Source organism: Streptomyces sp. NPDC047072 (assembly GCF_040643855.1).
In the GTDB taxonomy this organism is placed as follows: domain Bacteria; phylum Actinomycetota; class Actinomycetes; order Streptomycetales; family Streptomycetaceae; genus Streptomyces.
The window spans coordinates 1-26,542 of record NZ_JBEYVC010000046.1 but is presented as its reverse complement, the minus strand read 5'-3'; the positions used below and the strand labels follow the sequence as shown (position 1 = coordinate 26,542).

Here is a 26,542-nt window from a genome sequence, read left to right as displayed (position 1 = left end):
CATCGTGTTGGTCATGGAAGACGACAGTTCGTCGCGCCGGGCCGAAGGCCCCCGCCTTACGCAGAGGAGCAGCTCATGAGTGCCCTCGCGTTGTCCGTGCTCCTGTCCCTCGTCTCCGCCGTGGCCTACGCGGGCGGGGCGATCGTGCAGGAGCAGGTCGCGGTGGACCACCCCGACGAGCAGTACGCGCCCCTGCGCCGCCCCAGCTGGTGGGCCGCGGTCGCGCTGAACGGCCTCGGCGGTCTGCTGCACGTGGTGGCGCTGGCGTACGGCCCGCTGAGCCTGGTGCAGCCGCTCGGCGCCCTGACCATCGTCTTCGCCCTGCCGATGGCCGCGGTCTTCGTGCACCGCAAGGCCGGCGCGGCCGCCTGGCGGGGCGCGATCATGGCGACCGTGGGCCTGGCCGGTCTGCTCTCCCTGGTCGGCGCGACCGACGCGCAGTCGCTGAGCACGCCCCAGCGGGTGTTCGCCGCGGTGGCCACCGCCGGGGCCGTCGTCGCGCTGATGATCGCGGGGCGCGCCGCGCACCGGCACCCGGTGGTGCGCAGCGTGCTGCTCGCGACCGCGTCCGGCATAGCGTTCGGCATGTCCTCGGTGTTCACCAAGACCGTCGCCGTCGACTGGACCGGCGGCGTCTCCCTGGCGGACGTCCCCTCGCTGGCCGTGATCGGCGTGCTCGCCACGGCCGGACTGATGCTCTCGCAGGCCTCCTACCGGGGCGCCGGACTCGCGGCACCCCTGGCCACGCTCACCGTCGTGAACCCGGTGGTCGCGGCCGCCGTCGGCATCACGATGTTCGGCGAAACCTTCCGCTACGGCACCACGGGCACCCTGCTCGCCCTGAGCTGCGGTGTGGTGGCGGCGGGTGGCCTGATCCTGCTGACGACGGAGCGGATCCAGCGGACCCACGCGGACGTCGACCACGCGGACATCGACGAGAGCGCGGGCGTCGAGGACACGGTGCCGACGCAGGCGCGGCGCGAGGAGGTCGTCGTACCGGAGGAGGTCCTGGTACCCGAGAGTCCGCTCCCCGAGCTCTCCCTGGTCGAACCGGCCCGGCAGGCAGCGGCCCTCGATGCCCCCGATGTCCCCGACGACGAACCCCCGTTCCCCTACGGCCCCTTCTACGGCGGCCTGTACATCCCGATGCCGGTGCTCGACCGGCATCGCGCGCGGGTCAAATCCTGACGCCGCCGGCCCGGAGGTACGCCACCGGGTCGATGTCGGTTCCGAAGCCGGGCCCGGTCCGCACCTCGAAGTGCAGATGCGGGCCCGTGCTGTTGCCCGTGGAGCCGGAGCGTCCGATGCGCTGCCCCGCGCCCACCGTCTGCCCCGCCTTCACGGAGATCGCGGAGAGGTGGGCGTACTGCGTGTAGCGGCCGTCGGCGTGCCGGATGACCACCTGGTACCCGAAGGAGCCGCCCCACCCGGACGTGACGACCTTCCCCGCCCCGGCCGCCTTCACCGAGGTGCCGGTGGGCACGGCGAAGTCGACGCCGGTGTGGTAGCCCTTCGACCAGGCGGAGCCCGCCTTGCGGTACGCGGTGCCCAGGGACGCGTTCACCGGGGCGACCAGGGTGTCGGTGCTGGTCGCCGCGGGCTTGTCCGCGGGCTTCTTCGCCGTCTTCTCGGCCGCCGTCGAGGTCGTGGTCGGCGCGCTCTGCGCGGAGGTCGTGCCGGAGGAACCCCGCAGCTTCAGCCGCTGCCCCGGCAGGATCAGGTCGGGATCCGCGCCCACGGTCGTGCGGTTGGCCGTGTACAGCCCCCGCCAGCCGCCCTTGACCCGCTGGTCGTCGGCGATCCCGGAGAGCGTGTCGCCCCGGACGACCGTGTACATCTCGGCGGTCCCGGCCCGGGACTGCGGTGTGGTCTGCGGCTGGACATCCTGCACGGACGTCTTCTTCGCCGTACCCGCCGTCCCCGCGGGGTGGATGTCCGGAGTGTCGCCGCCGCGCGTGAGCCCGGCCCGCACCGAGCACGTCGGCCAGGCGCCCGGCCCCTGCCCGTCCAGCACCTTCTCGGCTACGGCGATCTGCTGGTCCTTGGTGGCCAGATCCGCCCGCGCCGCGTACCGGGTGCCGCCGTACGCCTCCCAGGTGGACCGGGTGAACTGGAGTCCGCCGTAATAGCCGTTGCCGGTGTTGATGTTCCAGTCGTTACTGGACTCGCACGCGGCGACCTTGTTCCAGGTGTCCACGTCGGCCGCGTGGGCGGTGCCCGTGCCGATGAGCGGGACCGCGATGCCGACACCACCCGCGGTGACGGTGAGCGAGGCGCGATTGATCCGGTTCGGCTGGTACCGGCGGTGCCGCCCGCGTACGGACATGTCGAAGCCCCCTCGACAGGTGTCGGAAGGGCCAAAAATAAGCGCCCCGAACAGGCCATGACAAGACGGCAATCGGCCGCACTGTGGTCCAAGGGGCGGGATGTCCGGGCGAGTTCGGCGACGGCTGAGGCAGGTGCGGCGTTTCGTGCGTATCACCTGGCGGGACGCCGGCCACCCCGGACGTGCGGACGACGAACCGGCACGTCAGGATGGCCGGTGGACGATACTGACAGGCACGACCGGCACCACCGAATAACGGATGCTTGAGGAGCCCACCGTATGAGCAAGACAGCGCAGATCGGCGTCACGGGACTGGCCGTCATGGGCCGCAACCTCGCCCGGAACTTCGCCCGCAACGGCTATACGGTCGCGGTGCACAACCGGACCCCCGCCCGTACGCACGCGCTGGTGGACGAGTTCGGCGGCGAGGGCGACTTCATCGGTGCCGAGACCGCCAAGGAGTTCGTCGCGGCACTGGAGCGCCCGCGCCGTCTGGTCATCATGGTGAAGGCCGGTGAGCCGACCGACGCGGTGATCCAGGAGTTCGCCCCGCTCCTGGAGCCCGGCGACATGATCATCGACGGTGGCAACGCGCACTTCGCGGACACCCGCCGCCGGGAGCGCGAACTGCGCGAGCAGGGCATCCACTTCGTCGGCATGGGCGTCTCCGGCGGCGAGGAGGGCGCGCTGCACGGACCGAGCATCATGCCGGGCGGGCCCGTCGAGTCGTACGACTCCCTCGGTCCGATGCTGGAGAAGATCTCCGCGAAGGCGGCGGACGGGTCGCCCTGTGTCACCCATGTCGGTCCCGACGGGGCCGGGCACTTCGTGAAGATGGTGCACAACGGCATCGAGTACGCCGACATGCAGCTGATCGGCGAGGCGTACCAGCTGCTGCGCGATGTCGCCGGGTACTCCCCCGCGCGGATCGCCGAGATCTTCCGTACCTGGAACACCGGGCGGCTCGACTCCTACCTGATCGAGATCACCGCGGAAGTGCTGTCGCACGTGGACGCGGCGACGGGCAGGCCGTTCGTGGACGTCGTCGTCGACCAGGCCGAGCAGAAGGGCACGGGCCGGTGGACGGTCCAGATCGCGCTCGACCTGGGTGTCCCGGTCTCCGGTATCGCCGAGGCGGTCTTCGCCCGCTCCCTGTCCGGGCACGCGGCGCTGCGGGACGCTTCGCGGGGGCTCGCCGGTCCGAAGGCGACACCGCTCACCGAGGCGGAGGCGGGCGCGTTCGCGGACAAGGTCGAGCAGGCGCTGTACGCGTCGAAGATCGTGTCGTACACGCAGGGCTTCCACGAGGTGGCCGCCGGCAGCGACGAGTACGGGTGGGACATCGACCTCGGTGCGGTGTCGGCGATCTGGCGGGGCGGGTGCATCATTCGCGCGGCGTTCCTCGACCGGATCCGTTCCGCGTACGACGCCCGCGCGGACCTGCCGAGCCTGCTGTCCGACGAGACGTTCGCGCAGGAGATCGCGGCGGCGCAGGACGACTGGCGTGAGGTGATCATCGCGGCGACCCGGCAGGGGGTGCCGACGCCCGGGTTCTCGGCGGCGCTGGCCTACTACGACGGGTTGCGGGCCGAGCGGTTGCCTGCGGCGCTTACGCAGGGGCAGCGGGACTTCTTTGGGGCGCACACGTATCGGCGGGTGGACCGGGATGGGTCCTTCCACACGTTGTGGGGTGGGGATCGGTCCGAGGTGACCTCGTAGTCGGGTCTGTGCGGGTGTGTGGGGGCTGGTCGCGCCCACGCGGCGGAGCCGCAAATTGACACAGCCCCGCGCCCCTAGGTGGGACTAGTGGGGCGGCGATTATTCGTCGCCCCACTACTCGTTCACGTCAGAGGTGGGCCCGGTTCCGGGTTGGGGATCGGTTCTGGGTCCGGGGGGATCGGGGACGGGCCCGGGGTCGGGTCCGGTGGGGGTGGTGGGGTGGGTTCCGGTCCGGGGCCCGGTGTGGGGGCCGGGCCCGGGCCCGGTGTGGGGCCCGGAGGGACCGGGTCGGGGTACGGGTTGGTCATGGTGTCCTCCAGCCTGTCGTAGACGTCGGCTCTGGACTCATCCCCCGCGTACCCGGTGGCCGTGGGCGCAGTCACCCGGGTGGGTCAGAAGCCCTCGGGGTGGGCGGTCAGCCAGTTCTTGGCCGCCTGGAGGAGTTCCGGGGTGGCCGCGGGGGCCTCTTCGGGGTGGCGGGCGGCCCATTTGACGACGTACGGGCAGAGGGGGGCGACCTGGACGCCCTCGCGGGCGGCGATCGTATAGAGCTCGCGGGCGAGGGAGCCCGCGATGCCCTGGCCCTCGTGGGCCGGTTCCACGATGGTGTGGACCGGGACCAGGGCGCGCTCGGGGGCTTCGAGGACGAAGTACTGGATGTGGCCGACGACTTCGCCGCCGTCGCCGTGCGCCTCCAGCCGGCCCGCGGGCCGGTCGTCGCGGATCTCGATGTCGCTCATGGGCACGCTCCTGGTCCGAAGGCCGTCGTGAGCCGGGTCAGGCGGACACCGCCTGCGGGCTGCGCTGCTGGTCCGAGCCCGGCACCGGCTCGGACGGGTCGGCACCCAGGGCCACGATGCGGTTGCCGTGGTCCACGTGCACGACCCGGGGTGCGAGTGCCCGCGCCTCGGCGTCGGTCACCTGAGCGTAACTGATGATGATCACCAGATCGCCAGGGTGGACGAGATGGGCGGCGGCCCCGTTGATCCCGACCACGCCCGAGCCGCGCTCGCCCTCGATGACGTACGTCTCCAGGCGGGCGCCGTTGGTGATGTCGACGATGTGGACGAGCTCACCGGGCAGCAGATCCGCGGCGTCGAGCAGCTCCGCGTCGATGGTCACCGATCCCACGTAGTGCAGGTCGGCCTGGGTGACGGTGGCTCGGTGGATCTTGGACTTGAACATGGTGCGCAACATAGGGGCACTCCCACTGGTCGGCTCCCTGCCCGCTTTGTGCAGGTCAAGGGCTGTTGCGCCACCTTACAGTTTCGCCGACCTCCAGTGGGTGATCGACGGTTACGCGCTGGCCCTCGCCGCCCTGCTGCTGACCAGCGGTACGCTCGCCGACCGCTTCGGCCGCAGGCGGCTGTAGGCGATCGGCGTGGTCCCATTCACCGTCGCCTCGCTGCTGTGCGGCGCGGCGCGGCGCAGTCGCCGCTGATGCTGATCCTGTCCCGGGTGCTGCAGGGCATCGGCGGCTCGGCGATCGGGCCGGTGGCCGGCGGACTGATCTCCAGTGGCCTCAGCTGGCGGGGCGTCTTCCTGATCAACGTGCCCATCGGCGTGGCCGTGACGCTGGTCTGGTCGTCGGCGGTGTCCTGCTGCTGGCGTTCCTCGCCGTCGGGGCCACCGGGCTCCAGCACCTTCTGGCCCACGGCCTATGCCACAGCCTCCGTAGCGGATGCGATCTCCCTCGCCCCGCCGTCCGCGGCCGCGAACTGTGTCCGGTACAGCTCCGCGTACCGTCCGTCGAGGGCCAGCAGTTCCTCGTGCGTGCCGCGTTCGGCGACCGCGCCGTCCTCGATCACGAGGATCAGGTCGGCCGCGCGGACCGTGGAGAGGCGGTGGGCGATCACGATCGCCGTGCGGTCCTCCAGGGCCTCCGTGAGGGCTTCCTGGACGGCCGCCTCGGACGTGTTGTCGAGGTGGGCCGTGGCCTCGTCGAGGATGACGACCCGTTGCCGGGCGAGGAGGAGACGGGCGATGGTCATGCGCTGGCGTTCGCCGCCGGAGAGACGGTAGCCGCGTTCGCCCACGACGGTGTCGAGGCCGTCCGGCAGCGAGCGGACCAGGTCGTCGAGGCGGGCCCGGCCCAGCGCGGACCAGAGCTCGGTGTCGGTGGCCTCCGGGCGGGCCAGCAGCAGGTTCGCGCGGACCGTGTCGTGGAAGAGGTGGCCGTCCTGGGTGACCATGCCGACGGTGGAGCGGAGGGAGGACGCCGAAAGGTCGCGGACGTCCACGCCGCCCACCAGGACCGCGCCGCCGTCGACGTCGTACAGGCGAGGGAGCAGTGCGGCGAGTGTCGACTTGCCCGCGCCGGAGGTGCCGACGAGGGCGACCGTCCGGCCGGGTTCGGCGCGGAAGGAGACGCCGTGCAGCACCTCGCTGCCGCCGCGGGTGTCGAGAGCGGCGACCTCCTCCAGGGAAGCCAGGGAGACCTTGTCGGCGGAGGGGTAGCCGAAGCGGACGTCGGAGAACTCGACGGCGACCGGGCCTTCGGGGACCTCGCGGGCGTCCGGCTTCTCGTCGATCAGCGGCTTGAGGTCCAGTACCTCGAAGACCCGCTCGAAGCTGACCAGCGCGCTCATCACCTCCACGCGGGCTCCGGCGAGGGCGGTGAGCGGGGCGTACATACGGGTCAGGAGCAGGGCGAGGGAGACGACGGCGCCCGGTTCCAGGGTGCCGCGCAGGGCGAACCAGCCGCCGAGCCCGTAGACGAGGGCGAGGGCCAGGGCGGAGACCAGGGTCAGGGCGGTGATGAACACCGACTGGGCGGTGGCGGTCCGTACGCCGATGTCCGCGACCTGGCGGGCACGGGCCGCGAACTCGACGGACTCCTGCTCCGGGCGGCCGAACAGCTTGACGAGGGTGGCGCCGGGGGCGGAGAAGCGCTCGGTCATGCGGGTGCCCATGGCCGCGTTCAGGGTGGCCGCCTCACGCTGCATGCGGGCCATCCGACTGCCCATACGGCGGGCCGGGATCACGAACACCGGGAGCAGGGCGAGCGCCAGCAGGGTGATCTGCCAGGAGAGGGTGAGCATCACCACAAGGGTCAGCAGCAGGGTGACCAGGTTGCTGACCACGCCGGACAGGGTGTTGCTGAAGGCGCGCTGGGCGCCGATGACGTCGTTGTTGAGTCGCGAGACGAGCGCTCCCGTACGAGTGCGTGTGAAGAACGCGACCGGCATGCGCTGCACATGATCGAACACAGCCGTCCGCAGATCGAGGATGAGACCCTCCCCGAGCGTGGCCGACAGGCGTCTGGCCAGGATGCCGAGCGCCGCCTCGGCGACCGCGATGAGCGCGATGAGCAGGGCCAGGCGTACGACCGTGCCCTCGTCGTCGCCCGACACGATCGCGTCCACGACGCGTCCGGCGAGGACGGGCGTGGCGACGGCGAGCAGCGCGGTCGCCACCCCGAGCACCACGAACTGCGTGATCCGCGTACGGTGCGGGCGGGCGAACGCGCCGATGCGGCGCAGCGTCTCGCGGGCGAAGGGACGGCGCTCCTGCTCGGCGTTCATGACGCTGTGCAGCTGTGTCCAGGCTGTGGTCTCCATGCTCATGGGAGAAAACGTAGAACCTCAAGCGTTGTCGAGGTCAATGCCCGAACAAATTCTGCCCCACCGAAGGACTCGATGACCGTACGTAAGCCACTGGCCCCGCTTCCGCAACCCGCAGTTGGCACGGCGTGGAAACCCTCTCCCGATGTGACAGCGGTTCATTTTCCCCAGGAACGCCTTCCCCAGCGTCTCCCCGTTCGCCACCTCCGCCGGATCCTGTGTCTGCTCCCGCTCCTGCTCGTCACCGTGGTCGCGGTGCGGCACCGCTCGGTGCTCGCCGAGGGCTTCGGCCAGCTGCGGCACGCCGAGTGGCCGTGGCTGCTGGTGGCGGCCGGTGCCACCTGTCTGACCTGGGTGGCCGCCTCCTTCACCCGGCAGGGCGCCGTCGTGGAGCGGCTGCCCCGGCGGCGGCTGCTGGCCACGCAGTTCGCGGCGGGCGCGGCCAACCACCTGCTGCCGACCGGGCTCGGCGCGAGCGCGGTCAACCTGCGGTTCATGACCGTGTGCGGGGTGCCGCTCGCCCGCTCCTCGGCGGCCCTCGCGCTGTATCTGCTGGCCGAGTCGGTCGGCCGGCTGACCCTGCTGGCCGCGCTCTTCATCGCCTTCCCGGACGCGCTCCAGGTGGGCGCGCTGCTGCCGGACGCGGCGGGCGGCCCCCTGCTGCTGGGCCTGGGCGCGGTCCTCGTCCTGGCCGTGGGCGTGCTCGTGGGCGTCCGCCGGGTGCGCACGGCCGTCTGCTCCTTCCTGCGGACCGCCCTCGGCGAGGCCCGCTCGGTGCACGCCCGTCCCGCCAGGGCGCTCGCCCTGTGGGGCGGCTCACTCGCCTTCCCGGCGCTCCAGGCGGCCGGGCTGGCCGCGGTGGGCCAGGCGCTGGGCCTGTCGGTACCGCCCGTGCACATGGCCCTCGCCTATCTCGCGGCGACCTGCGCGGTGGCCCTGGTGCCCACGCCGGGCGGGGTCGGCTCGGTCGAGGCGGCCCTGGTGATCGCGCTCGTGGCGGCCGGCGGCCCGGCGGCGGTGGCCACGGCGGTGGTGCTCGCGTACCGGATCATCACGGTGTGGGTACCGCTGCTGCCGGGGGCGCTGACGCTGGGGGCACTGGTCCGGCTGAAGGTCATCTGACCCGCGGGTCCTCGACCAGCACGTGTACCGCCCCGCCCTTGATGTCGACGGCGTGCGTCCAGCCGGACCTCAGGGTCACCGTGCGGTTCGGGAGGGCCCGGGCCAGGTGTTCGCGGTGCAGTGTGCGGCCGTCCTGGGTGACACGGAGAACCTTGCGGGCCAGCGGAGTGGCCGTGCGCAGGACGTACGGCAGGCGGTCGGTCGGGGCGACCAGGTTCGGGGCGATCCAGCGCAGAGGGGCATCGACCAACAGGGAGACACCGACGGCGCGTTGGGCTCCGTCGAGTGCTTTGAGTACCGCGCCCGCGGCATGCGTCCCCTCCCTGGCCGCCGTCGCCGCGCTCTCCACGGCGTGCAGCAGGCTGCCCGCGGCGAACACGCCCGGCCGTGAGGTGTGCAGGGTGCCGTCGACCGCGGGGCCGCGGGTCCCGGTGTCGAGGGTGAGGCCGCCGCGCCGGGCCAGTTCGTGGTCGGGGACGAAGTCGCCGGTGAACACGACGGTGTCGCAGGGCAGTACGACCGTACGACCGTCACGGTGGCGTACGCGGACCCCCGACAGCCGTCCGTGGCCGAGGAGTTCGGTGACCGTCGTGTCGGTGAGGAGCGGAATCCCGTGCCGGAGCCGGGCGTCGGCGGCTCGGGCCGGTGAAGTCTGCGGCAGGGGAAGGTCGGTGACCATCGCGACGACCGCGGCACCGGCGGCCCGTACGGTGGCCGCCGCCGCGTAGGAGACGTCCTCGGCGCCGACGACCACCGCGCGGGTGCCGATGTGCTGCCCGAACAGGTGGACCGCCTGCTGGAGTTCGCCCGTGGTGAAGACACCGGCCGGGCGGGTGCCCGGGACCAGGCGTGCGGTGCGTGGTCGTTCCCGGGCGCCGGTGGCCAGGACGACCGCGCGTGCCTCGATCGTCTCCGGGCCCTGGGGTCCGACCGTGTGGAGGGCCGTGGGCCCGGCCCAGTCCAGGGCGGTCACCCCGGTTCGGACGACCGCGCCGGCGCTCCGGGCGGCGATGACGAGGAGGTGGGCGTAGGCGGGGCCGGTCAGAGGGTGCAGCCAGGTGCCGTAGCCGCCGTGGAAGCAGTGCCGCGGCACTCCCCCGGCCTGCCGTTCCCGGTCGAGGACCTCGACCCGGGCGACCCCGGCGGCGGCGAGGCGGGCCGCGGCGGCGAGCCCGGCGGGGCCGGCGCCGACGACGAGGACGTCGATCTGGCGTGTCGCGCTCATGGCCGGGTCCCCTCAAAGGGCTGGGCGGCCTCCAACAGCTCCCGTACCGCCGCCCCGCAGTAGAACCCCTGACACCGTCCCGCCCGCGCCCGGGTACGACGGCGCAGCCCGTCGAGACCCGCCGGTGGCACCGTCGCGGCGAGCGCATCGCGGATCTCGCCCCGGGAAACGCGCTCGCAGTGACAGACAAGGACGCCGTACTCAGGGTCGGCCGCGATGAGTTCGGACCGCTGGTAGGGCCGCGGGAACGCCTCACCGAGGTTGGGCATACGGACCGGCTCCAGGGGCGCGGCAGGACCGAGATCAAGACCCGACTCGGCGAGCAGTGACGTCACGTACGCGGCGATGGCGAGCGATGCCGTCAGCCCCGTGGAACGAATACCGCCGACGGTGACGTACGCCTGCTCGGGATGCGCGGAGATCCGGTAGTCCTCGTGTTCGGTGGCCGCGCGCAGGCCCGCGTAGACGGCGGTGACCTCCTCGTCGAGGAGTGCGGGGAGGATACGGCGGCCCTTCTCCCGGAGCAGGGCGAGACCGTCGGCGGTCGAGAGGGTGGCCCGCTTGTCGGACAGGTCCTCGGCGGTGGGCCCGAGCAGGACGTTGCCGTAGACGGTGGGGGCGACCAGGACGCCCTTGCCGAGCGCCGTGGGGACGGGGAGCAGGATGTGGCGGACCAGGTCGCGGGCGAACTTGTCGAAGACGAGGAGCTGGCCGCGGCGCGGGGTGACGGTGAAGTCGTCGTGACCGAGGGCACGGTCGAGGGTGTCGGCGTGCAGACCGGCGGCGTTGACCAGCCAACGGGTGCGGAGGGGCCCGCGGTCGGTGGCGAGGACGTGCAGGTCACCCTCCCGACTCACCTCGCCCACACGGGAGTTGAGATGCAGATCGACTCCGTGTCGAACCGCCTGGGTGGCGTAGGCAAGCGTCGTCGTCCAGGAACAGATGATGCTCTCACCGGGCACGTGCAGGGCACCGAGCGCGCCGGGCCCCAAGTGTGGTTCGCTCTCGTGGAGTTCGGCGGCATCGAGCAGCCGGGTGTCCCGGTACTCGTTCCGCTCCGCCTTCTCCGCGAGCCGTGGCAGCGCGGCAAGCTGCTCCTCGTCCCAGGCGACGAGGAGGGCGCCGACGGGTTCGACGGGGATGCCGGACTCCTTGGCGTAGTCGGCAAGAAGCCGGGCCCCTTCCCGCACCAACCGCGCCTCCAGAGAACCGGGCACGGCATCGAACCCGGTATGCAGAATCGCGGTGTTGGCCTTGGAACTCCCCTGCCCGACATCGTCCTGAGCGTCGAGGAGAGCGACCCGGAGACCGGGGTATCGAGCAAGCTCACGAGCAAGAGCACTGCCCACGACTCCGGCCCCGACGACCACGACGTCGTACGGCGGGGAGGGCAACGCCCCACGCCGGGTGACAACACCGCACATGCCGCCCGTCATATGGAGCCACAGCACAGCAACGCCCTAAAGGGGCGCGGGGAACTGCGCGACCAGCCACGACGGCGCCGCAGAAACCCCACCACAGGACGAGGCACCCTCATCGCTCCACCCCCCGCAGCAACCCTTCCACCGCAGCCCGAAACCCCCCGAGCCGCTCCCCCGCCTCCTCCGCCGAAACCCGAGGCTCATACACGGCCGCCGGTTTCCACTCCGGCAACACCTCAGCCACATCAAGCCCCGCGTCCACACCCAACCGAGCCAGAGCCCCCACACCGAGCGCCGTCGCATCAGGCAACGCAGAGACCTCCACCGGCCGTTGCAGCAGATCAGCCTGAGTCTGCATAAGAAGCGTCGACCGAGTCAGCCCACCGTCGACACGCAGAGCGTCCAGCGGCGCCCCCAGATCCCGCCCCGCAGCCTCCGCCAGCTCCACAACCTGCGCCGCAAGCCCCTCACACAACGCACGGACCACATGCCCGGGCCCCGTATCGAGCCCGAGCCCGGTAAGAGACCCCCGCAGATCGCCTCTCCACCAAGGCGCGGCAAGCCCCGCGAGGGTCGGAACAAAAGTCACACCACCACTGTCCGCCACCGCACCCCCCACGACGTCAAGATCGGCCGCCCCCTTGATCACACCGAGGTCGGTCAACCACCGCACCGCGGACGCGGCCGTATACACCTGCCCGTCCAAGCAGTAACTGGCCCGCCCACCAAGCCGCCACGCCACACAGCTGACCAGCCCGGCGTCACCCCGCCGCGCCCGCTCACCGGTGTGCGCCAGTAGGAACGCCCCCGTGCCGTACGTGCACTTGGCCCCGCCGGGCCCGGTGATCCGCTGGGCGAGCAGCGCCGCCTGCTGGTCGACGACGAGCCCGGTGAGCGGGATCGGCGCCCCGAACACCGTGGTCACACCGACCTGTTGGGCGTTGTCGACGACTTCGGGAAGCCGTTCGTCGGCCAGCCCGTAAAGATCGAGCGCACGCGGCGACCACTCCGCACGGTCGAGATCCAGGAGCTGCGTGCGCCCCGCGGTCGCCGCGTCCGTGACGAACGCCCCGGTGAGCCGATGCACCAGCCAGGCATCACTGGTGGTCACGACCCCGTCGGCCGTGAGGTGACGCCGGATCCAGGCCATCTTGGGGGCGGCGAAGTAGGGGTCCAGAGGCAGACCCGTCAGCTCCCGCAACTCCTCGGCATGCGCCCCCAGTTCCGCACACACACTCTCCGCCCGCCGGTCCTGCCACACCAACGCGTCGGTCAGCGGCTCCCCGCTCACCGGGTCCCACGCCAGCACCGTCTCGCCCTGGTTCGCGAGCCCCAGCGCGACCACCGGTTCCCGCGCCTCGGCCAGCGCCCTCGCCCCCGCGCCGACCACCGACTCGTACAGCTCCCGCGGGTCCACCTCGACCAGCCCGCCGGGCAGATGGCGGGGCCGGACCTCCACGAACCCGGTGCCGATCACCCCGCGTTCGGGACAGATCACCAGGGCCTTGGTGCCCGACGTCCCCTGGTCGACGGCCAGTACCGGACCGGTCATCACGCGCCTTCCTCGATGATCACAGCCCGACAGCCTGCCGCCGCCCCACCCTCCCGTCAAGCGCCCGCAGGGCCATGGAACACCGTCTCTTTCATTGGCTGATCACCAGTCAAGTCGCTTAGTCAACAAGCCATTTGAAAGATCCGGAAGGAGGTGTGGCGACGCCACCCCCGCCCCTATAGTGACCGCCGTCCAGCGCGATCTCCTCAACCGCCGCCCCGAGGAGGGCTGTTGTTACTCCACCCTGCCGTCCTGCCCGGTCCGAAGCCCGGGACGGGCAGGTGATGGCCAGAGAAGGAGCACGGCCCCTACGATCCGGCGGGCCAGGACCCGGAGCTGCGCGCGGCCCTCCAGGAGGTGCGCGCCGGGCGCTGGATGTCGATGCGGACCCTGCTGGAACGTACGACCGCCTGGTGGCAGTGGACCCAGCGCACCCAGGTGCTGGCCGCGGCCGCCGCGGGCACCGACGTGGTGCGGGCCTGGACCGCCGAGGAGCCCGGCAGCGTGCCGGCCACGGTGATGCGCGCCCGGGTCGCGGTGGAACGCGCGCTGCGGGCCCGGCGCGAACAGCATCGCCGTACGCATGAACTGTGGATCGAGGCCTGGGACGTGAGCCGGACCGCGGCCCGGGTCGCGCCCCACGACCCGGTGCCGTGGGTCTGTCTGCTGGCCCTCGCCCAGCTGGACCGCAAGCTGCTGTGGGAGGAGCACCGGGCCCGCCCGCCCGGCCCGATGCTGCCGCCGGGTCCCTGGGGGCTGCTCGCGGAGGCGGACAAGCGGGACCCGTACAACCGCGAGGCCCACCACCGCATGCTGCAGTTCCTGTACGCGCAGGCCGGCTCGGACCGGCTGGCGGAGGCGGCCGGATACGCACACTGGGCCGCGGGGTCGGCGCCGCCGGCCTCCGCGCTGCACGTCCTGCCGCTGTACGTGCGGGTGGAGCGGTACCGGCGGGGCGGCGGGCGCACGGCCGCGCTCGATCTGCACTGGGTGGCCGAGGACGCCACCCGCGAGGCACGGCGGGCGCACGCGTCCTGGTTCGCGCACACCCGCCCCGAGGAGCGCACCCCGCTCGATCTCAACCATCTCGCCCACGCCCTGTCCGGAGCGCTCCTGTTCGCGGAGGCGTCCCGGGTGTTCGAAGCGCTCGGCCCCTACTACACCCCCCTGCCCTGGGCGTGTCGCGCCGCCGATCCCGGCGACCCCGCGCAGGCCGCCCAGGTCTTCCTCCAGGCCCGTGCCCGCAGCCGGTCCGCGGCGCCCGGCCCCGACGCCTGACACCCGCACGACTCCCCGTCCCCTTCCACGGAGGTCTGAGCATGTCACGCACCCCCGAACCATCCCTCTCGTCCGGAGTCCCGCCGCAGGACGAGGAGCGGCGCCTGCGCGAACTCGGCTACCGGCCGGTGCTCGCCCGGCGCATGGGCGGCTTCGGCAACTTCGCGATCAGCTTCTCGGTGATCTCGATCCTGTCCGGCTGCATGACCCTGTACGGCTTCGGCATGGGCGCGGGCGGCCCGGCGGTGATGTTGTGGGGCTGGGCGGGCGTCGGCCTGTTCGTGCTGTGCGTGGGACTCGCGCTGGCGGAGGTCACCAGCGCGTATCCGACGTCCGGCGCCCTGTACTACATGGCGGACCGGCTCGGGGGGCGCCGCTGGGGCTGGTACACGGGCTGGCTCAACCTGCTCGGGCTGCTCGGCGCGATCGCGGGCATCGACTACGGCGCCGCCCTGTTCGCGGGCGCGTTCGCCAATCTCCAGTGGGGCTTCGAGCCGACGCCGGGCAAGACCATGCTGATCTTCGTGGCGATCCTGCTGCTGCACGCCGTGCTGAACCTGTTCGGCGTCCGGCTGGTCTCCGTGCTCAACTCGGTCAGCGTGTGGTGGCACCTCATAGGCGTGGCGCTCATCGTGGGCGCCCTGTGGATCGTGCCCGACCACCACCAGTCCTCGTCCTTCGTGTTCACCGAGTTCGTCAACGACACCGGCTGGCACAACCCGGTCTACGTGGCGGCGATCGGCCTGCTGCTCGCGCAGTACACGTTCTGCGGCTACGACGCCTCGGCCCACCTGTCCGAGGAGACCTCCAACGCCTCGGTGTCGGCGGCGAAGGGCATCGTGCGCTCCATCTGGGTGTCGTGGATCGCCGGTTTCGTGCTGCTGATGGGGCTCACCTTCGCGATCCAGGACTACGACGCGACCCGGAACAGCGCCACCGGGGTGCCGCCGGCCCAGATCCTCATCGACGGCCTGGGCACGGACGGCGCGAGCGCGCTGCTGATCGTGGTGATCGTCGCGCAGCTGTTCTGCGGCAACGCCGAGGTCGCCGCGGCCAGCCGGATGGTGTTCGCGTTCAGCCGCGACAAGGCCCTGCCGGGCTCGGTCCTCTGGCGCAAGGTCAGCGCCCGCACCCAGACGCCGGTCGCGGCCGTGTGGCTGTCGGTGACGGTCGCCGGGGTGCTGGCCCTGCCCTCGCTGTACTCGGCGACCGCGTACGGGGCGGTCACCGCGATCAACGTCATCGGGATCACCCCCGCGTACGCCATTCCCGTCTTCCTGCGGCTGCGCGCGGGGAGCCGTTTTCAGCCGGGTCCGTGGAGCCTGGGCCGGTGGAGCAGGCCGATCGGATGGACGGCCGTGGTGTGGGTGGCGGGTGTGACGGTGCTGTTCTGCCTGCCGCAGTCCTCGCCGGTGACGGTGGACACGATGAACTACGCGTCCGTGGCCCTCGCCGTCGTCCTGTTCCTGGCCACGGTCTGGTGGTTCGTCGCCCGCCGCTCCTACGGGACGCCCACGACGGCCGCGTACTCCGACCGTGAACAGGCCGAACTCGCCGAGGGCATCGTCTGAAACCGCGCGATCCGGCGTCCGCTCGGCTACGAACTCCTGTGGCGGATACGGCAGGATGAGCGGTCGCGTCGGCCACGGAACCTCCACGGCCGGTGCGATCGCACTTCCCGCAATTCGAACAGGTGGCAACGTGACGGCATTTCAACGGGATCTCACCATGGACGACCTGGTCGCCGCCGGCATCTCGGTGGCGGCGGGTCTGCTGGCGGCGTTCCTGCTGCGCATGCTGCTCAAGTGGCTCGGCAAGCACGCCGACCGCACCAAGTGGACCGGCGACGACGTCATCGTGGCCGCGCTCAGGACCGTGGTGCCCTGGGGCGCGACCGTCGGCGGCGCGGCCGTCGGCGCGGCGGCACTGCCCCTGACCAAGGGGGTCCAGCACACGGTCAACCAGATCCTGACCGTCCTGATGATCTTCGTGGTCACGGTGGCGGCGGCCCGGCTGATCGCCGGGCTGGTGCGCACGGTCACCCAGTCCCGCTCCGGTGTGGCCGGCTCGGCCACGATCTTCGTCAACATCACCCGCGTACTGGTCCTGGCCATCGGCTTCCTGGTGGTGCTCCAGACCCTCGGCATCTCGATAGCGCCGATGCTCACCGCCCTCGGCGTCGGCGGTCTGGCGGTGGCGCTCGCCCTCCAGGACACGCTCGCCAACCTCTTCGCGGGCATCCACATCCTCGCCTCCAAGACCGTCCAGCCCGGCGACTACATCCGGCTGGCCAGCGGCGAGGAGGGCTACGTCGAGGACATCAACTGGCGTCAGACCACGGTCCGCGCGCTCTCCAACAACCTGATCGTCATCCCCAACGGCGAGCTCGCCAAGACGAACATGACCAACTTCATGCGTCCCGAGCAGGAGTTGACGATCCTGGTGCAGGCCGGAGTGGCCTACGACAGCGATCTGGACCAGGTCGAGCGGGTCACCTGCGAGGTCGTCACCGAGGTGATGACTCAGATCGAGGGCGCGCTGCCCGAGCACGAGCCGCTGGTGCGCTTCCACACCTTCGGCGACTCCCGGATCGGCTTCACCGTCATCCTGGGCGTGGGCGAGTTCAGCGACCAGTACCGGATCAAGCACGAGTTCATCAAGCGCCTGCACAAGCGCTACCGCGCCGAGGGCATCCGCATCCCGGCCCCCGCGCGCACGGTGGCGATCCAGGGCGGCTCGGTGGCGATCCCGCAGCAGCGCGGCGCGGCGATCGAGATCGAGCCGGGCGAGGTCTCCTCCACCCGGCTCGACTGACGCATCCTCCGCTACGGCCTTACGGCGCCTCTACGGCCTTACAGGGTCGCCGAGTTGTCGTGGTGGCCGCCCGGCGTGCGCTGCGGAGTACGCAGGTTGGACGGCACCGGCGTGACCGTCCAGTCCGGATGGCCGGGCATCCTCGGGGTCTTCGTGCCGTAGAGCCAGTCCCGCAGGAAGCCGGACTGGTCGGTGCCGGAGATCTCCGAGGCGACGGCGATGTAGTCGTCGGTCGTCGCCGAGGAGTCGCGGAAGCGCTCCAGGAAGGTGCTCTCGATCGCGCTGAACACGCTCTCGCCGACGACCTGGCGCAGCGCGTACAGGACGAGCACGCCGCCGGTGTAGCGCTGGTTGTCGAAGAGGTTGACCTCGTTCGGCGCGGCGACCGGGCCGGAGGTTTTACGCCACTGGTCGCCGAGGGCGTACGTGTACTTCATCCGCGCCTCGAACGTGGAGTAGCCGAGCGAGTCCGTCCAGCCGCGCTCGTAGCGGTAGAGCAGCCCGTAGTAGTCGGCGTGGCCCTCGTTGAGCCACAGGTCGGCCCAGTTGGCGGGGCTGACGCTGTTGCCGAACCAGGAGTGGACCAGCTCGTGCATCATGTGCGAACCGATCTTGGACTCCTCCTGGAGGAGGTAGTTCGGCTTGTACAGGGTGAGGGTCTGGGTCTCCAGGCCCGTGAAATCGAAGGCGTTGGAGGCGTCGTTGTTGCACGGCAGCAGGCCGTACGTCTCGAACGGGTAGGCGCCCAGGCGCTGCTCGATCCAGCTCACCAGGTTCGGGGTGAGGGCGAGCGCGGGCTCCAGGGCGGTGGCGCGGGCGGTCGGGACGACGTCCCTGAGCGGCAGCCCGTTCGGGCCGGAGCGCTCCTTGATCACGTAGTCACCGACCGTGATCTGCACGATCTCCGTGGCGATCGGCTCCCGGGAGCGGTAGCAGTAGGCGGTCCGCCCGTCGCCGACGTCCTCGGTGCTCACCAGGTGGCCGCTCGCGACGCCCTTGAGGCCGGTGGGGACGGTGATCCGGAAGGTGAAGTCCGCCTTGTCCAGGGGGTGGTCGTTGCACGGGAAGACGGTGTGCGCGGAGTTCGGCTGCGGGCAGATCGCGAAGCCGTCCGGCGTGGGCACCCACGCGGTGTGGGTGAGGGCGCGGCGCGGGTCGGCCCCGTAGGCCACGACGACGGTGACCTTCCGCTTCGCGCGCAGCGGGACGGCGGGCGTGATCCGCAGCTTCTCGTCGACCTGCTCGAAGGCGGCCGTGGCGCCGTTCACGGTCACCGTGCGTATGTCCAGGCCCAGGGCGTCGAGGGAGAAGCGGCTCAGCTCCTGGGCGGTGGTGATCCTCAGCGTCGCCTTCGCCTCGACGAGCTTCGTCGTGGCGTCGTACGCGAGGTCCAGGTGATAGGCCTGCACGCGGTAGCCGTCGTTGCCGAGGCTCGGATAGACGGAGTCCCCCAGGGTCTCCGCGCCGGGCGTGCCGGGCGTCGGAGTGGCGTGCGCCGGGGTGGTGCCCACGGACAGGGCCACGGCGGTGCCGATCAGCGCGGCCGGAGCCGTCACTCGGGTGCGATATCTCATGGTCCGCTTTCGCTCGGGCGGCCGGGTGGTCAGGTCCGGCCGTCGGATGAAGGGTGATCACCCTGCTTCACCACGAGATCGGGCGTTCGGGTTGCCTCTCCGGGCGAACAGATTCTCGGACAGTGGGCGAGCACCCCTGTCGAGGCCGGGTCGATCACGAGATATCTTGATGTCGAGCAATGTTGCAGACGTGGAGCGGAGCACCCGGTGACTGACTCGACCATCATCTATACGCACACTGACGAGGCCCCGGCCCTGGCGACGTATTCCTTCCTGCCGGTGGTCCAGGCGTACGCCTCGCAGGCGGGTGTCTCTGTGGAGACGCGGGACATCTCGCTGGCCGGGCGCCTCATCGCGGTGTTCCCGGAGTACCTGACCGAGGACCAGCGGATCCCGGACGCCCTGCACGAGCTGGGCGAGCTGGCGAAGACGCCCGAGGCCAACATCATCAAGCTGCCGAACATCTCGGCGTCGATCCCGCAGCTCAAGGCCGCGGTCGCCGAGCTCCAGGCCCAGGGCTACGCGCTGCCGGACTACCCGGACGACCCGAAGACCGACGAGGAGCGGGAGATCCAGGCCCGCTACGACAAGGTCAAGGGCTCCGCCGTGAACCCGGTGCTGCGTGAGGGCAACTCCGACCGCCGCGCCCCCGCCTCGGTCAAGAACTACGCCAAGTCCCACCCGCACCGCATGGGCGCCTGGTCCTCGGACTCGAAGACCAACGTGGCGACGATGGGGCAGAACGACTTCCGCTCCACCGAGAAGTCCGTCGTGATCTCCGAGGCCGGTTCGCTCAAGATCGAGCTGGTCGCCGAGGACGGCTCCGCCACCGTGCTGCGCGAGTCCGTACCGGTCCTGGCGGGCGAGGTCGTGGACGCGTCCGTGCTGCACGTGGCCGCGCTGCGCGAGTTCCTCACCGCGCAGATCGCCGAGGCCAAGGCCCAGGGCGTGCTCTTCTCCGTGCACCTCAAGGCCACGATGATGAAGGTCTCCGACCCGATCATCTTCGGCCACGTGGTCCGCGCGTTCTTCCCCAAGACCTTCGAGCGGTACGGCGCCACGCTCGCCGCCGCCGGCCTCTCCCCGAACGACGGTCTGGGCGGCATCCTCAAGGGCCTGGACGCCCTCCCCGAGGGTGACGCGATCAAGGCCTCCTTCGACGCGGAGCTCGCCGAGGGCCCGGCTCTCGCGATGGTCGACTCCGACAAGGGCATCACCAACCTGCACGTGCCGTCCGACGTGATCGTCGACGCCTCGATGCCGGCCATGATCCGCACCTCCGGCCACATGTGGGGCCCGGACGGCGCCGAGGCCGACACCCTGGCGGTGCTCCCGGACTCCTCGTACGCCGGTGTCTACCAGGTCGTCGTCGACGACTGCCGGGCCAACGGCGCCTACGACCCCTCCACCATGGGCTCGGTGCCGAACGTCGGCCTGATGGCGCAGAAGGCCGAGGAGTACGGCTCCCACGACAAGACCTTCGAGATCAAGACGGCCGGTACGGTCCGTCTGGTCGACCAGGCCGGCACCGTCCTCATCGAGCAGCCGGTCGCCGCGGGCGACATCTTCCGCGCCTGCCAGACCAAGGACGCGCCGATCAAGGACTGGGTGAAGCTGGCCGTCACCCGCGCCCGTGCCACCGGCGACCCGGCCGTGTTCTGGCTGGACGAGACCCGCGCGCACGACGCCAACCTCATCGCCAAGGTCAACGCGTACCTGCCGGAGCACGACACCGAGGGCCTGGACATCCGGATCCTCGCCCCGGTCGACGCGACGAAGCTGTCGGTGGAGCGCATCCGCCGCGGCGAGAACACCATCTCGGTGACGGGCAACGTCCTGCGTGACTACCTGACCGACCTCTTCCCGATCCTGGAGCTGGGCACCAGCGCCAAGATGCTGTCGGTCGTCCCGCTCATGGCGGGCGGCGGCCTGTTCGAGACGGGCGCCGGCGGCTCCGCGCCGAAGCACGTCCAGCAGCTGGTCAAGGAGGACTACCTGCGTTGGGACTCGCTGGGTGAGTTCTTCGCGCTGGTCCCGTCCCTTGAGCAGTACGCGACGGCCACGAACAACCCGAAGGCCAAGGTCCTCGCCGACACCCTCGACCGCGCCACGGCGACCTTCCTCAACGAGGACAAGTCCCCGACCCGTCGCGTCGGCGGCATCGACAACCGTGGCAGCCACTTCTACCTCTCCCTGTACTGGGCGCAGGAGCTGGCTTCGCAGACCGAGGACGCGGACCTGGCGAAGGCCTTCGCCCCGCTCGCCGAGACGCTCGCCGCGAACGAGCAGAAGATCGTCGACGAGTTGAACGCCGTCCAGGGCAAGCCGGCCGACATCGGCGGCTACTACCAGCCCGACCCGGCCAAGGCCGCGAAGGTCATGCGCCCGTCCACCACGTGGAACGAGGCCCTGGCGTCCCTCAGCTGACGCCCGCTCGCTGCAGCGCTCCGCCCCGGTCGGCTTCGGTCCGGCCGGGGCGGTGGTGTGTCACCGGTCCCGGGTGTGTACACCGCGGACAGCATGGTGTGATCGTGCACCACGCCACTGACAACGCCCCGGGAGCGGCCTCATGACCTCGTTCGACCTCTTGCCCGGGGACCGGCAGTCCCCGGTGATCCTGCACGTCCCGCACTCGGCGCGGGCGATCCCGGCGGAGGCGCGGGCGGGGATCGTGCTGGACGACGTAGCCCTGGAGCGGGAGCTGGACCACATCGTCGACGCGCACACCGCGGAGCTGGCCGAGGAGGCGGCCGGGCGGTGCCGGGTGCGGCCCTGGCGGTTCGTGAACCGGCTGTCGCGGCTGGTCGTCGACCCCGAGCGGTTCCCCGACGAGCGGGAGGAGATGCTCGCCGTCGGGATGGGGGCCGTGTACACGCGGACCACGCATCGGGAGGCGCTGCGGGCCGACGGCTTCGACCCCGCTCCGCTCGTCGAGCGGTACTTCCGGCCGTACGCGCAGGCCATGACCGAGGCCGTGGCCGACCGGTTGGCCGCCACCGGGCGGGCCGTGATCGTCGACGTGCACTCGTATCCCACGGAGGCGCTTCCCTACGAGCTGCACGGCGCGGGACCGCGGCCGCCCGTGTGTCTCGGGACCGACCCCTTCCACACCCCGCCCCAGCTGGTCGCCGCGGCCCGGGAGGCGTTCGGGGAGGCCGGGCTGGACAGTCCGTTCAGCGGGACGTACGTGCCGCTGGAGTTCTACGGCCGGGACGCCCGGGTGAGCGCCCTGATGGTGGAGATCCGGCGGGACACCTACATGACCGAGCCGGGCGGACCCGCCGGCGCCGGGCTGAAGCGGCTCGCCGGGGCGCTCGCGGCGCTCGTGGACGCCGTACGGCACTGACCCGCCGCCCTCCGCTTGGAGCACTCCCCCGCGACACGCACCCCCGGCTGCGGTGAGGGTGGGTGACATGACCGAGGAGACCACCACGCTGGCCGAGCAGGCGCCGCCCCCGGTGCGGGAGTGGCCCGCGCTCGACCTGGCCGGGACCGACTTCGACCCCGTGCTCGCGGACCTGGTGCGCGAGGGACCGCTGACCCGGATCCGGCTGCCGCACGGCGAGGGCTGGGCGTGGCTGGCCACCCGCTACGAGGACGTCAAGGCGATCACCAACGACCCGCGCTTCGGCCGCGCTGAGGTGACACAGCGTCAAGTGACCAGGATGGCACCGCACTTCAAGCCCCGACCCGGCTCGCTCGCCTTCGCTGACCAGCCCGACCACAACCGGCTGCGCAGGGCGGTCGCCGGGGCGTTCACGATGGGCGCGATGAAGCGACTGCGGCCCCGGGCACAGGAGTTGCTCGACGGGCTGATGGAGGGGGTGCTCGCGGACGGGCCGCCCGCCGATCTGGTCGAGCGGGTCCTGGAGCCCTTTCCGATCGCTCTCGTCAGCGAGGTCATGGGTGTGCCCGCCGCCGACCGTGGTCAAGTGCACGCCTGGACCCGGCAGATCATCTCCACCTCCGGCGGCGCCGAGGCCGCCGAGCAGGCCAAGGCCGGCCTGTACGGGTGGATCACGGAGACCGTCCGGGCCCGCGCGCACAGCGACGGCGACGACGTGTACTCCCTGCTCGGCGCGGCCGTACGACGTGGGGAGATCGGTGAGGAGGAGGCCGTCGGGCTCGCCGGTCCGCTTCAGATCGGCGGCGAGGCCGTCACCCACAACTGCGGGCAGATGCTGTATCTGCTGCTGACGCGGCCCGAGTTGATGGAGCGGACGCGTCGCCGGCCCGAGGCACGCGCGGGCGTCATCGACGAACTGCTGCGGTACATCCCGCACCGCGCCTCGGTCGGGCTCGCCCGCATCGCCCTGGAGGACGTCGAACTGCACGGTCTGCGGATCCGTGCGGGCGACCCGGTGTACGTCTCCTACCTGGCCGCCAACCGGGACCCCGAGGTCTTCCCGGATCCGGAGCGCATCGACCCCGACCGGGACCCCAACCCGCACCTGGCCTTCGGCAACGGCCCGCACTACTGCACCGGTGCCGTCCTCGCCCGGCTCCAGACCGAACTGCTGGTCGCCACCCTGCTCGACCGGCTGCCGGGGCTGCGGCTCGCGGTCCCGGCCGACGAGGTCGTCTGGCGCCGAAGGACGATGATCCGCGGACCGCAGTCCCTGCCCGTCACGTGGTGAGAGAGCCCCCTCACCGCTCAGACGGTCAGCCAGTCGGTGACGATCACCCCCTCGCCGGTCCGCAGTCGCAGGGCGAACGGACCGGCGGGAGCGTCCTCGTAGCTGAAGCGACCCATGTCGTCGGTGGTCAGCGGCGCGCCCGCCTGAGGCCCGCTGAGCACCTCGATCCGGGCCGACTGCGGGGGCAGCACCTGTCCCAGCAGCCCGTGCGGGGTGAGTTCGACGTCCACGGTCAGCTCACCGGCGTGGAAGGTGAGCATCCGGGGCGCGGCCGTGGCGCCCCGCACCGGCAGGGCGTCCACGACCGAGTCGAAGCCCAGCTCGGCGATCCTGGTGTCGAGGTCGTGCAGGGCGAAGGCCTCGACGGCGATCTGCCGCAGCCGCGGCGGCACCGGGTCGAGGATCGCCGCGGCCTGCCGCAGCTCCTCCTCCAGCAGGTCGAGTGTCAACTCCTCGTCGGGCGCCAGCTCCTCCTCGAAGCCGAAGGCGTCGTCGAAGTCGTCGTGCAGGTCGCTCATACCGCCCCCCGGGCCTCGAGCCGGGCCCTGAGCCGGCGCAGACAGCGCTGGCGCAGGGGACCGATGCTGCCCACCGCGATCCCGAGGGCGGCGGACACGGACTGGTAGCTGGGCTTGGGCGTGGCCATCAGGACCCGCAGCAACTGCCTGCAGCGGTCGCCGAGTCCGTCGAACTCCTGCCACAGGCGCCGCACCCGTTCGCTCTGCTCGGCGGCCTCCTCCAGATCGAGGAACGACTGCTCGGGCGTACGGTCGTCGCTGATCCGGTCCAGCACCTGCGGATCGTCGGTGACGGTCAGCCGCCTCAAGTTCTTGAGCACCTTCAGGCATTCGTGGCGCGCCGTACTGGCCAGCCAGGAACCGGCCTTGTCGGGTTCGCGGATGCGCCCGAGGTGCTGGGCGAAACGGAACCAGACAGTCTGGTACACCTCGTGCGCGTCGGCGTCCGAGAGCCGGTGTGCGCGCACCACCGACCACACCAGTGGGCTCAGCCCCTCCACGAGCGCCTTCCAGGCCGCCGCGTCACCGTCGACGGCGGACTGGACCAGCGCGCCGACATCTGCTCGGTCCACGGCCCCACTCCTCGTGTGCGGCCTGTCATCGTACGCCGTGGAAGGGGCCGTTCCGGACCTCATGCGCCGACCGGGCGCTGCACGACCGGGACCGGGCGCCACCCGGCCGGCCGCAGCGCCGGTACGTGCGCCCCGCGCACCTCGGCGAACTGGGTGTTCGCGGCGAGGAGTTGCTGCCGCGCGACCCGCGGGTCGGTCTCCTTGTTGGCGGTCATGTGGGCGGCGACCAGCCCCGCGGCCACGGGGGTGGCGAACGAGGTCCCGCTCCAGTGCGCGTACCCCTCGAACATCACCTGGTCCGGCGTGGCGGTGGTGGTGCCGTCGTCGCTCAACACGCCTGTGTGGGACGGGGACTGGCAGGTGCAGACGTAGGTGAAGCCGAACCGGCAGGCGTCGTACGTGGAGTGCTGGTACTCGTACGGCACCGGCGCGTCGAAGCCGGTGAGGGTGCTGGTGAGGCGCTCGCCGGGGGCGAAGACCTTCACCCAGGAGCCGTAGTTGCTGAAGCAGGCGCCGTACTCGCCGTCGCCGCGCAGCGCTCCCACCGACAGGACGACGTCCTGGTAGTCGGGCTGGTCGGCGTAGGCGGCGGGCCAGAACGGGTTGGCGCTGGCGTTGTTGCCGGCCGCGGCCACCAACAGGGTGCCCTGGGTGCGCAGTTCCTGCATGAAGGCCTCAAGGCCCAGCAGTCCGTCGCCGCTGCCGTTGGAGGTGCCGGCGGAGAGGCTGATGATGTCGGGCCAGCCGTCGGCCACGGCGTCGAAGAGCCGGTCGCCGAACTCCGACTCCAGGATGGCACCGGCGTCGTTGAGGCTGCTGCGCACGGTGACGTTCGTGTTCGGCGCGACGGCCGCGAGGACGCCGGCGATGAACGTGCCGTGCCCGATGTACTGGAGGAGGTTGCCGTCGCTGTCGGTCTCCGTGCCGTGCAGGTCGCCGTCGACGTGGGCGAGGAGCGGCACGAGGGCGTGGTCGTGGGTGAGGCCGTTGTCGACGACGAGGACCTTCACCGCGGTGTCGGGGTCGTGGCCCGCCAACTCGGGGGCGGGGTTGGTGCCTTGGCTGAGCGCGGCGGGCACCGGCTCGTCGCCGGGACAGCAGTTGACCGAGAGGGAGACGACGTGGTTGCGGCTGACCAGCCGGCGCCCCGCGCGGCCCTCGCGCTCGCTCAGGGCGCGCAGGGCGTTGGTGACGGCCCGGTCGCCGCGGTGGTCGCCGTGGCCGGGGTCGCCGACGCGGATGCGGGTGATGCCCGAGCGGTTGGTCTCGGGGCTGTCCCGGCGGACGGCGTCGCCGGTCAGCCCGGTCGCCTCGGTGAAGTGGGTGCGGACGGTGTCCTCGACGAACTGGGCGTCGCGGCCGTCACGGGCCAGCACGACACCCTTCTCGTAGACGAACTCCGAGGCGTCGTCGGGCCCCAGGGCGAGGGGGACGTCGGGCATGGAGCGCTGGATCTGGTCGAACTGCTCGTGGAATCGCTGAGGTGCCATGGCGTGTCCTCCCACTGAGGCGGCGGTCGTCAGTCAGAGCGGTGGAGCCGTCGATTGATACAGCGCCAAACCCGTGTGACGTGCAACCAGGGCCAGTACCATCCTTGGAGTGACAGGGGGAAGCGATTCCGTTCTCGAACTGCTGCCGATGGTGTTCGCCGCGCCCAACCAGGCGCGGGCGAGGGCAGAAGAGGTGCTCGGCTCGGATCCCGTACCCCTGCATGCCTCCGTCGCGCACCAGGTCATCGGCCTGTGGCAGCGCGACTGGGGGGACATCCGGCTCGCGCTGCACCATCTGCGCCGCTCGCGCGACCTCGCGGTGCGCGCCCAGGCGGCGGACCAGGAGGCGGAGGTCGTGGCCACGCTCGGCGTGGCGCTGATCCAGGCGGGCCGCACCCGGCAGGGCCTGGAGGCGCTGGAGCGGGGTGTCGCCGTCAGCAGCGGTCATACCAGGGCGCGCATCCTGTTCCGGCGCGCCTACGCCTCGTACGTTCTCGGGCGGCACCGGGAGGCGCTGGAGGACGTACGGCGGGCGATTCCCGGGCTGCGGCAGGCGGACGACGTCATCTGGCGGGCGCGGGCGCTGACCCTGCGGGCCACCGTGCATCTGGCGCTCGGGGCGGTGGAGCGGGCGGACAACTGCATGGCCGTCGGCGAGCACAGCGTCCGCCCCGCCGAGCACCGCCAGTCCATCATGGTCAAGGCGGGCTCCGGCATCGGCGCGGGCATCA

Annotated in this window: 21 protein-coding genes and 1 pseudogene; 10 read left to right on the top strand and 12 right to left on the bottom strand. The window is 71.5% G+C overall.

Going from position 1 to position 26,542, the window contains the following annotated elements; all coding sequences use genetic code 11:
- The first annotated feature begins 75 nt into the window (after nucleotides 1–75).
- The gene (locus ABZ896_RS21230; RefSeq protein WP_360931073.1) at nucleotides 76–1,188 is read left to right on the top strand and encodes a DMT family transporter; all 1,113 of its coding nucleotides are present in this window, start codon (nucleotides 76–78) and stop codon (nucleotides 1,186–1,188) included.
- On the opposite strand, the gene ABZ896_RS21225 is transcribed toward ABZ896_RS21230, so the two are convergent.
- Nucleotides 1,178–2,326 (bottom strand): transglycosylase family protein, encoded by a 1,149-nt coding sequence (locus ABZ896_RS21225; RefSeq protein ID WP_360931070.1) that lies wholly within the window; start codon nucleotides 2,324–2,326, stop codon nucleotides 1,178–1,180. The two genes, ABZ896_RS21230 and ABZ896_RS21225, sit on opposite strands and share 11 nt — an antisense overlap.
- Nucleotides 2,327–2,605: 279 nt before the next feature.
- Between ABZ896_RS21225 and gndA the strand changes: the two genes are divergently transcribed.
- Nucleotides 2,606–4,045 (top strand): NADP-dependent phosphogluconate dehydrogenase, encoded by a 1,440-nt coding sequence (gene gndA, locus ABZ896_RS21220; RefSeq protein WP_360931067.1) that lies wholly within the window; start codon nucleotides 2,606–2,608, stop codon nucleotides 4,043–4,045.
- Between the two features lie 392 nt (nucleotides 4,046–4,437).
- Here gndA and ABZ896_RS21215 read toward each other — a convergent pair whose 3' ends face one another.
- The 4 genes from ABZ896_RS21215 to ABZ896_RS21200 all read right to left on the bottom strand — a co-directional run bounded on the left by ABZ896_RS21215 (nucleotide 4,438) and on the right by ABZ896_RS21200 (nucleotide 7,611).
- A complete protein-coding gene (locus ABZ896_RS21215; protein ID WP_360931064.1) occupies nucleotides 4,438–4,785 on the bottom strand; it encodes a GNAT family N-acetyltransferase in 348 nt (115 codons plus the stop codon).
- 37 nt (nucleotides 4,786–4,822) lie between these two features.
- Nucleotides 4,823–5,242, bottom strand: coding sequence for an aspartate 1-decarboxylase (gene panD, locus ABZ896_RS21210; protein ID WP_360931061.1), 420 nt, complete (start codon nucleotides 5,240–5,242; stop codon nucleotides 4,823–4,825).
- A 194-nt stretch (nucleotides 5,243–5,436) separates the two neighbouring features.
- Nucleotides 5,437–5,700 carry a hypothetical protein gene (locus ABZ896_RS21205; RefSeq protein WP_360931058.1) on the bottom strand — a complete coding sequence of 88 codons (264 nt, stop codon included), beginning with the start codon at nucleotides 5,698–5,700 and terminating at the stop codon, nucleotides 5,437–5,439.
- A 3-nt stretch (nucleotides 5,701–5,703) separates the two neighbouring features.
- Nucleotides 5,704–7,611, bottom strand: a complete 1,908-nt coding sequence (locus ABZ896_RS21200) for an ABC transporter ATP-binding protein (RefSeq protein ID WP_360931055.1) — start codon at nucleotides 7,609–7,611, stop codon at nucleotides 5,704–5,706.
- Between the two features lie 144 nt (nucleotides 7,612–7,755).
- Here ABZ896_RS21200 and ABZ896_RS21195 point away from each other — a divergent pair, with 144 nt between their 5' ends.
- Nucleotides 7,756–8,730, top strand: coding sequence for a lysylphosphatidylglycerol synthase transmembrane domain-containing protein (locus ABZ896_RS21195; protein ID WP_360931052.1), 975 nt, complete (start codon nucleotides 7,756–7,758; stop codon nucleotides 8,728–8,730).
- Here ABZ896_RS21195 and ABZ896_RS21190 read toward each other — a convergent pair.
- From ABZ896_RS21190 to ABZ896_RS21180, 3 genes are all read right to left on the bottom strand, one after another.
- Nucleotides 8,723–9,955 (bottom strand): FAD-dependent oxidoreductase, encoded by a 1,233-nt coding sequence (locus tag ABZ896_RS21190; protein WP_360931049.1) that lies wholly within the window; start codon nucleotides 9,953–9,955, stop codon nucleotides 8,723–8,725. The genes ABZ896_RS21195 and ABZ896_RS21190 overlap by 8 nt on opposite strands.
- Nucleotides 9,952–11,379, bottom strand: a complete 1,428-nt coding sequence (locus ABZ896_RS21185) for an FAD-dependent oxidoreductase (protein WP_360931046.1) — start codon at nucleotides 11,377–11,379, stop codon at nucleotides 9,952–9,954. The genes ABZ896_RS21190 and ABZ896_RS21185 overlap by 4 nt, the downstream gene beginning before the upstream one ends.
- 109 nt (nucleotides 11,380–11,488) lie before the next feature.
- Entirely contained in the window at nucleotides 11,489–12,928 is a 1,440-nt protein-coding gene (locus ABZ896_RS21180; protein WP_360931043.1) for an FGGY family carbohydrate kinase, read from the bottom strand.
- 284 nt (nucleotides 12,929–13,212) lie between these two features.
- Between ABZ896_RS21180 and ABZ896_RS21175 the strand changes: the two are divergent.
- The 3 genes and pseudogenes from ABZ896_RS21175 (at nucleotide 13,213) to ABZ896_RS21165 (ending at nucleotide 17,020) form a co-directional block, all read left to right on the top strand.
- Nucleotides 13,213–14,206: pseudogene (locus ABZ896_RS21175) on the top strand (hypothetical protein).
- A 41-nt stretch (nucleotides 14,207–14,247) separates the two neighbouring features.
- Nucleotides 14,248–15,777: an amino acid permease gene (locus tag ABZ896_RS21170; RefSeq protein WP_360931040.1), complete on the top strand. Its 1,530-nt coding sequence runs from the start codon at nucleotides 14,248–14,250 to the stop codon at nucleotides 15,775–15,777.
- A gap of 157 nt (nucleotides 15,778–15,934) precedes the next feature.
- Complete coding sequence (locus ABZ896_RS21165) at nucleotides 15,935–17,020, top strand: mechanosensitive ion channel family protein (RefSeq protein ID WP_360931151.1); 1,086 nt, start codon at nucleotides 15,935–15,937, stop codon at nucleotides 17,018–17,020.
- 38 nt (nucleotides 17,021–17,058) lie between these two features.
- Here ABZ896_RS21165 and ABZ896_RS21160 read toward each other — a convergent pair whose 3' ends face one another.
- Nucleotides 17,059–18,594 carry a M1 family metallopeptidase gene (locus tag ABZ896_RS21160; protein WP_360931037.1) on the bottom strand — a complete coding sequence of 512 codons (1,536 nt, stop codon included), beginning with the start codon at nucleotides 18,592–18,594 and terminating at the stop codon, nucleotides 17,059–17,061.
- A gap of 207 nt (nucleotides 18,595–18,801) precedes the next feature.
- On the opposite strand from ABZ896_RS21160, the gene ABZ896_RS21155 reads away from it, so the two are divergent.
- From ABZ896_RS21155 to ABZ896_RS21145, 3 genes are all read left to right on the top strand, one after another.
- Nucleotides 18,802–21,021 carry an NADP-dependent isocitrate dehydrogenase gene (locus ABZ896_RS21155; protein WP_360931034.1) on the top strand — a complete coding sequence of 740 codons (2,220 nt, stop codon included), beginning with the start codon at nucleotides 18,802–18,804 and terminating at the stop codon, nucleotides 21,019–21,021.
- 142 nt (nucleotides 21,022–21,163) lie between these two features.
- On the top strand, nucleotides 21,164–21,940 hold the full coding sequence (locus ABZ896_RS21150) for an N-formylglutamate amidohydrolase (RefSeq protein WP_360931031.1): 777 nt from the start codon (nucleotides 21,164–21,166) through the stop codon (nucleotides 21,938–21,940).
- A 67-nt stretch (nucleotides 21,941–22,007) separates the two neighbouring features.
- The gene (locus ABZ896_RS21145; protein ID WP_360931028.1) at nucleotides 22,008–23,231 is read left to right on the top strand and encodes a cytochrome P450; all 1,224 of its coding nucleotides are present in this window, start codon (nucleotides 22,008–22,010) and stop codon (nucleotides 23,229–23,231) included.
- A gap of 17 nt (nucleotides 23,232–23,248) precedes the next feature.
- On the opposite strand, the gene ABZ896_RS21140 is transcribed toward ABZ896_RS21145, so the two are convergent.
- From ABZ896_RS21140 to ABZ896_RS21130, 3 genes are read right to left on the bottom strand one after another with little or no spacing between them, the layout of a single operon-like run.
- Nucleotides 23,249–23,749 carry a hypothetical protein gene (locus ABZ896_RS21140; protein ID WP_360931025.1) on the bottom strand — a complete coding sequence of 167 codons (501 nt, stop codon included), beginning with the start codon at nucleotides 23,747–23,749 and terminating at the stop codon, nucleotides 23,249–23,251.
- Nucleotides 23,746–24,321 carry a sigma-70 family RNA polymerase sigma factor gene (locus ABZ896_RS21135; protein ID WP_360931022.1) on the bottom strand — a complete coding sequence of 192 codons (576 nt, stop codon included), beginning with the start codon at nucleotides 24,319–24,321 and terminating at the stop codon, nucleotides 23,746–23,748. The genes ABZ896_RS21140 and ABZ896_RS21135 overlap by 4 nt, the downstream gene beginning before the upstream one ends.
- Nucleotides 24,322–24,380: 59 nt before the next feature.
- A complete protein-coding gene (locus ABZ896_RS21130; protein WP_360931019.1) occupies nucleotides 24,381–25,811 on the bottom strand; it encodes a S8/S53 family peptidase in 1,431 nt (476 codons plus the stop codon).
- Nucleotides 25,812–25,959: 148 nt separating this feature from the next.
- Here ABZ896_RS21130 and ABZ896_RS21125 point away from each other — a divergent pair.
- A partial coding sequence (locus ABZ896_RS21125) for a tetratricopeptide repeat protein (protein WP_360931148.1) occupies nucleotides 25,960–26,542 on the top strand: 583 nt, incomplete at its 3' end.